The following is a 9225-nucleotide window of genomic DNA, read 5'->3' on the forward strand; positions in this document are numbered from 1 at the left end:
GCACCTGCTGCTGTGCCTTCAGCGGCGGCTGTGTCAGGGTTTGCGGCCAGTTTCCCGCTTTCGGCACCTTTTTTCTGTTCATTGCCGCAACCCGAAATAATGGCTGCAAGGATCAATAGTGGCATTATCTTCATTCGTAACATAGCTGCAATCTGTAGGTCTAAAGTAGGGAATACTTGTTGAACCTTGTATATTTAACAGGTAAATCCAGCGTTAAGTTTAAAATCTTTTTTTCTATGTCCGCCGAAACCATCCTTGAAGTCCAGCAAGTCAGTAAAATTTATAAAAGCGCCGGAAAGGAGCTTTTGGTATTGAAAGAAATTGATTTTTCGATTGAGAAAGGGACCACGGTAGCCATTACAGGTCCTTCGGGCAGCGGCAAGACTACCTTGCTGGGCATTTGTGCTGGTCTCGACCAGGCAAGTTCAGGGAGTGTGGCACTCAACAACATCAAACTGGATGGCCTGACGGAAGATGAGCGTGCTGCGGTACGGAACCTGTACGTGGGCTTTATTTTCCAAAACTTCCAGCTCATGCCTACGCTGACCGCACTGGAAAATGTGATGGTGCCGATGGAGCTGCGCAAACAAAAAGAGGTAAAAGCGAGGGCTATGGAACTCCTGGACAAGGTGGGTCTGGCAGACCGCTCGCACCATTACCCGGTCCAGTTGTCGGGCGGGGAGCAGCAGCGGGTGTCACTGGCACGTGCTTTTTCCAACCGCCCGGCGGTGCTTTTTGCCGATGAGCCTACGGGAAACCTGGATGGTGAAACCGGGGAAAGGATAGAGAAGATGCTGTTTGATCTCAACCGGGAGGCCGGCACGACACTGATCATCGTGACGCACGATATGGACCTGGCTTCCAGGACCTCGAGGATCATCAAATTAAAAAGCGGGGCGGTTATAGCGGATACTTATGCAGGAGTTTAGGGTACTGAACGGCAGATCGGCAGATATAGGCTGGTTGTTTAAAATGGCCTGGCGCGACAGCCGCCGCAGCAGGTCTCGCTTGCTGCTGTTCATCTCAGCCATTGTGGTGGGCATTGCGGCTTTGGTGGCGGTTTATGCTTTCAAGGACAATTTATTGCGGGACATTGACAACCAGGCCAAAGAACTGACGGGTGCGGACCTGATCCTGGATACGAGAAAACCAGTCAGTAAAAAAGCACAGGCCATGCTGGACACACTGGGTGACGAGCGTTCTTCGGAGCGGAGTTTTGCTTCGATGCTGTATTTTGTAAAAAACCAGGGCAGCCGGCTGGTGCAGGTGCGGGCGCTGGAGGGAGGATATCCGTATTATGGTGTGATAGAAACTACGCCTGCTGCCGCGGCTTCCCGATTCAGGAACGAAAGGAGGGCTTTGGTCGACAGGACGGTGATGCTCCAGTACAATGCAAAGGCAGGCGATTCTATTAAAGTGGGGGCGCTGACCTTCGAAATCGCTGGGGCGCTGGACAAAGCACCGGGGCAGACGGGCTTGTCATCTACGGTGGCTCCCATTGTGTATATTCCGTTAAAATACCTGGAAGCGACCGGGCTGACCAAAATCGGCAGCCGCATCCAGTATAAATATTATTTCAAGTATAAGAACCCTTCGCAGGTGGACCGGGTATTGAAAAAGATACAGCCTGTGGTGGACAAGGAAGGCCTGGATACGGAGACTGTGGAAAGCAGGAAAGCGGATACCGGGCGGTCTTTCCGGGACGTGAACCGGTTTTTGTCACTGTCTGGTTTTATTGCCCTGCTGCTCGGTTGTATCGGTGTGGGCAGTGCCATTCATGTGTACATCGGGGAGAAGCTGAACAGCATTGCGACGCTGCGCTGTCTGGGCGTAAAAGCTTCGGAGGCTTTTTTGATCTTCCTGATCCAGATCGCTTTTATCGGCTTAATCGGTGCGGTGATCGGCAGTTTCCTGGGGACAGCCGTCCAGTTTGTGCTGCCCGCTGTATTGAAAGACTTTATACCTGTGGAACTGACCATGCAGGTTTCCTGGCCGGCGATAGGGCAGGGCCTTGTTTTGGGTTTGGTGATTGCCATATTGTTTGCTTTGCCTTCTTTATTGGCGGTACGGCGTATTTCGCCTTTGAATGCATTGAGGAGGTCTTTTGAACGTTCGGCGGGAGCCGCTGATCCGCTGAAATGGCTGGTATATCTGTTCATCGTGCTTTTTGTACTGGGCTTTGCCTGGCTGCAGATGGGCGGCTGGATGGAGGCATCGATGTTTACCGGAGGTGTGTTACTTGCTTTTTTACTGTTGTTTGCAGTGTCCAAATTGCTGATGTGGTTATTGCGCGGAGCGCTGCCGGATGCTGTGAGCTATTTGTGGAGACAGGGTTTCGCCAATCTTTACCGGCCAAACAACCAGACTATGGTGCTGACGGTAGCTATAGGACTGTCGACCTTGTTCATCGCTACTTTGTTTTTTGTGCAAGGCATTTTGATCAACCGGGTCACCATATCATCGGGGGCAAACCAGCCAAATATGGTATTATTTGACATTCAGCCTGAGCAAAAAGAGGGCATTGCGCAGCTCACCAGGGCACATCACCTGCCGGTCATGAACCAGGTGCCGATCATTACGGTACGGATTGAAGAGATGAACGGCAGGACGGCCGCTGATCTTGCTGCGGCGGATAGTGCTGCAAATCAGGAACCGAAGAAGGCAGATGCAGACCAGGGGCCTCAGAGCCGGCCGGGCAGCGGAATGGGCAGGGGCGAACCTTCCCAGCGGGCTTTCAGGGGCGAACTGCGGGTTACTTTCCAGGATACGCTGACTGCTGCGGAAAAGGTAATCAAAGGAAAATGGCATGGTAAGGTAGGCAGGGATGGAATTGTATACGTGTCCCTGGAAGAAAATTATGCAAGGGGAATCCGTGCGGAGATCGGGGACAAGATCGTGTTTAATGTACAGGGCATGCTGATCCCGACGGTACTGGGGAGCATCAGGGAGGTCAACTGGAGCCGGATGCAGACCAATTTCAGGGTGGTGTTCCCGAAGGGTGTGCTCGAGGAAGCTCCGCAGTTTCATGTATTGATGACCAGGGTTTCGGGCGATGAGGCCTCCGCAAAATACCAGGGTGCCGTAGTCCGTAGTTTTCCCAATGTTTCGGTGCTGGACCTGAAGCTGATCCTGAAGGTATTGGATGAGCTGCTGTCGAAGATCAGTTTTGTGATCCGGTTTATGGCGGCATTTAGCATGCTGACGGGCTGGATCGTTTTGATCTCTTCGGTACTGACCAGCAAGGCACAGCGGCTGCAGGAAAGTTTGCTGCTGCGCACATTGGGTGCCAGCCGGAACCAGATTCTGGTGATCACTGCGGTAGAATACCTGTTTTTGGCAGTAGTGGCTACAGGGGCAGGGATGCTGCTTGCGCTGGGTGGCAGCTGGGCGCTGGCTAAGTTTGTCTTTGCAGCAAGCTTTAACCCGCCTGTATGGCCGGTAATTTTGTTTTTCCTGGTCATCTCCGCAATGGTCGTGGTTACCGGGGTGCTGAGCAGCAGGAGCGCATTGAAGCGCTGATGCTGATGGCAGAAAGATTTTGTTTTTACATTAAAGCGCTTTATAGTATACTAAATTAGTAGGCATTTTGCTTGCCGTTAAAATATTCCTTAGCTTTACGGTCAGGGGACAAACAAATGATTGCTTACAGCAGGCTCAGCGACAATGAATTGATGGCACTTTTGGCCGGCGACGATGCTGCGTTCAATGAAATATACGAGCGGTACTGGTCTTTGTTGTACCGTGCCGCTTTTAATGTTTTAAGGGATGAAGATGCCTGCATGGATGTGATCCAGGATGTTTTTGTCTGGTTTTGGGAGCACCGTGCAGACATTTCCTTCAGGTCTGTAAAGGCTTATCTGCTGGTTGCCGTGAAATATAAGGTGGCCAATTACATCCGCAACGGGAAGGTCAGGGAGTCTTTTTACGACAGGATCCCGAAGATTGAACTGGATGCTGATTTTCCGGATGAGGCTCTGGAATTAAAGGAACTGAAGGAAATGATTGCTCAATTTGTGCTGGAGCTGCCCGAACGCTGCCAGGAAGTATTCAATTTGAGCAGAAATCAGCACATGAGCAATAAGGAAATTGCAGAATACCTGGGGATCACTGAAAAAACAGTAGAAAATCAAATTAATAAGGCGCTGAAAAGGTTAAAACTCAATCTGGGGAAGCTTTCTGTCTTCGTAAGTCTGTTGTAAAAACAGAAGTCTTAAATTTATTTTCATTTGGCGTGGGTGCCGGGGCTTTGATAAGTGCCTTACTGATATAAAGCCATAAAATGAATAAAGAAGAATTTCGTGATCTGGTCAGAAAAGTAAGTGACGGTGAGGCATCGGATACCGAGGTTGCACTGTATAACCGTTATTATGCGGCTTACCAGCAGGCAGGCGAAATGTGGGACGAGCAGGAGATGGGTGACCAGGGCCGTGTATCTGCCAGGCTGAAACAGAGGATCCATCAGCAGATCAGACCTGCGGTCGTTATTCCTTTCTGGAAAAGACATTTGCGGATGGCTTCGGCAGCGGCCGTATTACTGCTGCTTTCTGCCGGACTGGTATTTTACCTGAACACCCAACGCAGCATGGAAGCTGACCTGGCCAGTCATGATGTGGCTCCGGGCGGCAACAAGGCGGTGCTTACACTGGGCAACGGTACCCGGATTGCTTTGACTGACGCGCTAAACGGTGAGCTGGCGCAGGAGAGCGGAATCTCGGTTAAAAAAACAAAAGACGGGCAGCTGGTGTATACGGTTATGGAATCATCTGACCCGGGTGATCCGGCGCAGGCAGGCGGGATATATAATACGGTGTCTACGCCAATGGGCGGACAGTACCAGATCAATCTGCCGGATGGCACCAAAGTATGGCTGAATGCAGCATCCTCTTTAAAGTTCCCGGCTTCTTTTGCCAATTTAAAGGAACGAAGGGTCGAACTTGTTGGGGAGGCCTATTTTGAAGTAAGCCACAATAAGAAGCTTCCATTTATTGTAAAGACCGAAAAGCAGGATGTGCTGGTACTGGGAACGCATTTCAACATCAACAGTTATCCGGATGAGCCTGCTACCCGGACAACGCTGCTGCAGGGTGCTGTACTGGTACGCCGTTTGGGATCGAGATCGGAAAAAGGAAACAGGGACTTTGTGGTGATCAAGCCGGGACAGCAGTGTACGCTGGGACAGCGGATCGGTGTGGAAGATGCGGATGTGGAAATGGTCACGGCCTGGAAGGATGGGAACTTCCTGTTTAACGATACGGATCTGCCTAACATCATGAAGCAGCTGGCACGCTGGTATAACGTAGATATCGATTACAGCAATGTGCCTGCTGATCGTTTTTTTACCGGTTTTATTTCAAGGGATGTCAATCTTTCCAAAGTGCTGAAAATGCTGGAAGAGACCGGACGCATCAAATTTAAAGTAGAGCACAACAACATAAAAATTATAAACGAATAGCCTATGTAACATTTATACACGCCATAAAAAAAATAAACCGGCTGCGCGGGAACGCAGACGGTTCTATTAAGGCACACCACAGCAATCAATTAGCAATCAATCAACTGAACCAACCTTAACTTTACAAATGTATGAATTTCAAGATTCTATGCAAGGAATCCCAAGGCGATAACAATTTGGCCGGGCATTCAGACTATTTAAAATCTAAACTGATTTTAATTATGAAACTAACCACGATACTCATCACTGTCTGCTGTCTTCATGTATCAGCGGCAGGATACTCACAAGGCATAACACTCTCTGAAACGAACGCTCCGCTTAAAAAAATATTACAACTGATCAGGAAGCAGACCGGCTTTCAATTGCTGTACGATTCGCAGCTGCTGGAGAAATCCAACCGGGTAACACTCAGTCTGATCAACGCGCCCATTACGGTGGTGCTGGACCAGATCTTTGGTGGACAGCCCTTTACCTATAAGATCCTGGACAAGACCATTCTGGTCAAAGAAAAGGAAAGAACATCCTTGCCTGCTGTATCGCAGCGGGCTGAGGTGATGATCCGGGGAATGGTCAGGGATGCGGAAGATAAACCGGTATACCTGGCCAGCATCAAAGTAAAAGGTTCGGACAAAACAGTAGTGACCAATAAAGAAGGTGCTTTTTCAATCAATGTGCCTGAAATTGGTTCTATACTGGTTGTGTCTTATGTAGGTTATGCAACTAAGGAAGTGCCCGCCACTGCTGGAATGATGCTGATCACCCTGGATGCTGATGTAAACAGACTGAACGACCTGGTTGTGGTGGGCTACGGCAGTACCAGGAGAAAGGACCTGACCGGGTCGGTTTCCTCAGTAAAGACCAGCGAAATTAAAGACATGCCATTCATGAGTGTTGATGACGCCCTGTCGGGCAAAGCCTCCGGTGTCCAGGTGATCAAAGCCGATGGTTCTCCGGGCGGTGCGGTGCGGATCAGGATCCGCGGTGGCGCCTCATTACTGGGTACCAACGACCCGCTGTACGTGATAGACGGAATACCTACTGTAGTGAGCAACAGCTTTATCAATGCGCAATCGGATATTGTGAACCCGATTGAGGCAGCCAATTATGGGGAAGACTTTAACAATAGTATTGCGGGTTCATTTGCCAGAGGGCTGAATAACCTTGCGGGCCTGAACATTTCGGATATTGAAAGTATCGACATCTTAAAAGATGCTTCTGCCACTGCGATCTATGGTTCGAAGGCGGCCAACGGGGTGGTGATCATTACCACGAAAAAGGGCAGGCAAAACAGCAAGCCTCAGCTGAATGTAAATTATTATGCGGGCTTTAACAAGCCGATCAAAGAACAGGTGCTGAACGCTGAGCAATACAAGTCGACCCTAAAAGAAGCGGCAACCAATTATATCAATGAGCGTAAACGCCTGAACCTGAGCCTGACCACATCTGCGGCAATACAGGCGCTGGGCATTATAAACGATGCTTCTTTTTTCGGAAACGCGGATACAGACTGGCTTGATCAGATCCTGAGAACAGGGTTTAGCCAGAATGCAGACATCGCCGTTAACGGCGGGGGTGCAGGCTCACGCTATTATACTTCCTTAAATTATACCAAACAGGACGGGACCATCATCGGTACGGACTTCAACAGGATCTCGGGTAAGATCAGCCTGGACAATGAGATCAGCAACAGGTTCAGGGTGATCACCAACCTGAACTATGGTTTTACCCAAACAAATGTGACGGACGGGGCATACGGACAGGCGCTGACCGCGCCGCCAACATTCGCGCCTTTTAACGAAGACGGGAGTTATTCCGCACTGGGGGCCCTGAGTTCGGATTACAGGGGTTATCAAAATCCGCTGGCGCTGACCACTGTAACTAACAAGGCTAAGGATTATACCCTGATGGGATCTTTGTCTGCTGAGTACGACATTTTAAAAGACCTGAAATTTAAAAGTACAGTGTCGGTAAATCACAGCGCTTATAACCAGCTCAATTATACGCCGAGCTATGTGGAGATCGGTGGCTTTTATGGCAGGGAGAGCTCGCAGGGCGGATTGGGTTCGCAATCCAACTCCAGTACACTCAGTACTTTTATTGAAAACACGCTGACCTGGAACAAAGAATTTAATGAAGACCACCGTTTGAATGTACTGGCAGGTACTTCATGGGAAAACAATAAAATGGATTTTTTCTCTGCCACGGGCCGCGGGTTTCCTGATGACAGCTATTTAAACAACCTGAGCTCTGCGGCAACTGCAGTTGCAGTAAGGGGAGCTAATCCCGCTAGCCAGAACTCATTGCTTTCCTTTTATCTGCGGGCCAATTATGTATTCAGGGATAAATACCTGCTGACCTTCACCGGAAGATCTGATGCTTCGTCCAAGTTCTCTCCGGAGAATCATGTAGGTTATTTTCCTTCCGGGGCAATCGCCTGGAGGATTTCCCAGGAAAACTTCCTAAAAGAGGTCGGCTGGATCGATGAGATCAAGATCAGGGCGAGTGCAGGACGAACAGGAACGCAGAACATTGGTGACCATTTGTGGCGCACCTTGTATTCTCCTGACTCTTATGCCGGAACAAATGCGCTGGTACCCTCACAGCTGGGCAACGCGAACATCAAGTGGGAATCGACAACACAACAGGATCTGGGACTGGACTTTACTTTTTTTAAAGGCAGATTGGGCGGAACTTTTGGCTATTACAACAAGATCACCGACGGAGCGCTGCTCAACCTGACACCGGCGCCAAGCTCGTCATATACCAGCGTCATTTATAACATTGCGAAGATCAGGAATCGTGGTCTGGAACTCGACCTGCATGGTGATTTCATCCGCGGTGAGAAATTTAGCTGGAACGGCGCAATTAATATTTCCAGGAACATCTCCAAGGTGCTGAATATTGATGGCGGCCCGTTCTCTAACCCTAACGATAGAAATACGCTGAATCTCGGTACGAGCATTGTACAGGAGGGCCAGCCGCTGGGCCTCCTGTACGGCCGTGTTTCTGCAGGATTATTGAAAACACAGGAGGAAGTTGATGCTTACAAAAAAGCCTTTGCTTATTACATCTATTTCCAGCCATTGGTAAACGTTGGCGATATGTCTTATGCACTTGATGAAACCGGGCTTTGGAAACAGGAAATCATCGGCAGGGCCACACCTAAGTTCTTTGGTGGCTATACCAACATTTTCTCCTATGAACGTTTTAGCCTGACTTCTCTGTTTACCTTTGCTTATGGCGGCAAACTGATGTATCAAAAAGATGTGGCCGACATGAATGTAAACAGTCTGACCAACAGGGGTGTGCGGGTGCTTGACCATTATACTCCTGAGCAACCGGATTCGAAGAGACCACGTTACCTTTTTAACGAAACTTCCTTCCTGACAGATGAAAACATCTACGACGCTTCTTACCTGAAACTGAAGTCGCTTTCCTTATCGTATGCCTTGCCTGCGAAGCTAGCACAGAAACTGAAGATCAGCAGCCTGAGCGTGTATGCTACCGGAACAAATGTGTTTACTGTTACCAGATATCCGGGGCCGGATCCTGAGGTAAGTGACGATCCAAGCAGTGTGATTGGCGGGGGAAGGGATGTGAGCACATATCCGACAGTAAAGTCATACACATTTGGCGTTCGTTTAGGATTTTAACTATTAAAACTTAGATCATGAAGAAATTATTCTTATATATATTGTGTGTTGCTGCGGCAGGAGCACAGTTGTCCTGCAAGAAGGAACTCAACGCGCTTCCAACCCAGTCTAAGGTGGAGG

5 protein-coding genes are annotated in these 9225 nt (G+C 49.3%); all 5 read left to right on the forward strand.

The features are described from left to right. Nucleotides 1-236 precede the first annotated feature (236 nt). The 5 genes from VK541_RS11725 to VK541_RS11745 all read left to right on the forward strand — a co-directional run bounded on the left by VK541_RS11725 (nucleotide 237) and on the right by VK541_RS11745 (nucleotide 9105). On the forward strand, nucleotides 237-929 hold the full coding sequence (locus tag VK541_RS11725) for an ABC transporter ATP-binding protein (protein ID WP_324370246.1): 693 nt from the start codon (nucleotides 237-239) through the stop codon (nucleotides 927-929). Then, nucleotides 916-3519, forward strand: coding sequence for an ABC transporter permease (locus tag VK541_RS11730; RefSeq protein ID WP_324370248.1), 2604 nt, complete (start codon nucleotides 916-918; stop codon nucleotides 3517-3519). The genes VK541_RS11725 and VK541_RS11730 overlap by 14 nt, the downstream gene beginning before the upstream one ends. 116 nt (nucleotides 3520-3635) lie before the next feature. Beyond that, nucleotides 3636-4199 (forward strand): RNA polymerase sigma-70 factor, encoded by a 564-nt coding sequence (locus tag VK541_RS11735; protein ID WP_324370249.1) that lies wholly within the window; start codon nucleotides 3636-3638, stop codon nucleotides 4197-4199. A gap of 80 nt (nucleotides 4200-4279) precedes the next feature. After that, entirely contained in the window at nucleotides 4280-5452 is a 1173-nt protein-coding gene (locus tag VK541_RS11740) for a FecR family protein (RefSeq protein WP_324370250.1), read from the forward strand. A gap of 221 nt (nucleotides 5453-5673) precedes the next feature. Then, a complete protein-coding gene (locus VK541_RS11745; protein WP_324370252.1) occupies nucleotides 5674-9105 on the forward strand; it encodes a TonB-dependent receptor in 3432 nt (1143 codons plus the stop codon). Nucleotides 9106-9225 lie beyond the last annotated feature (120 nt).

The organism is Pedobacter sp. (assembly GCF_035317785.1).
In the GTDB taxonomy this organism is placed as follows: Bacteria; Bacteroidota; Bacteroidia; order Sphingobacteriales; family Sphingobacteriaceae; genus Pedobacter.

What these genes read in the sequence shown, in the direction of transcription:
- VK541_RS11745 (WP_324370252.1), top strand. Translation starts at nt 5,674, where the DNA reads ATGAAACTAACCACGATACTCATCACTGTCTGCTGTCTTCATGTATCA.
- VK541_RS11740 (WP_324370250.1), top strand. Translation starts at nt 4,280, where the DNA reads ATGAATAAAGAAGAATTTCGTGATCTGGTCAGAAAAGTAAGTGACGGT.
- VK541_RS11730 (WP_324370248.1), top strand. Translation starts at nt 916, where the DNA reads ATGCAGGAGTTTAGGGTACTGAACGGCAGATCGGCAGATATAGGCTGG.
- VK541_RS11725 (WP_324370246.1), top strand. Translation starts at nt 237, where the DNA reads ATGTCCGCCGAAACCATCCTTGAAGTCCAGCAAGTCAGTAAAATTTAT.
- VK541_RS11735 (WP_324370249.1), top strand. Translation starts at nt 3,636, where the DNA reads ATGATTGCTTACAGCAGGCTCAGCGACAATGAATTGATGGCACTTTTG.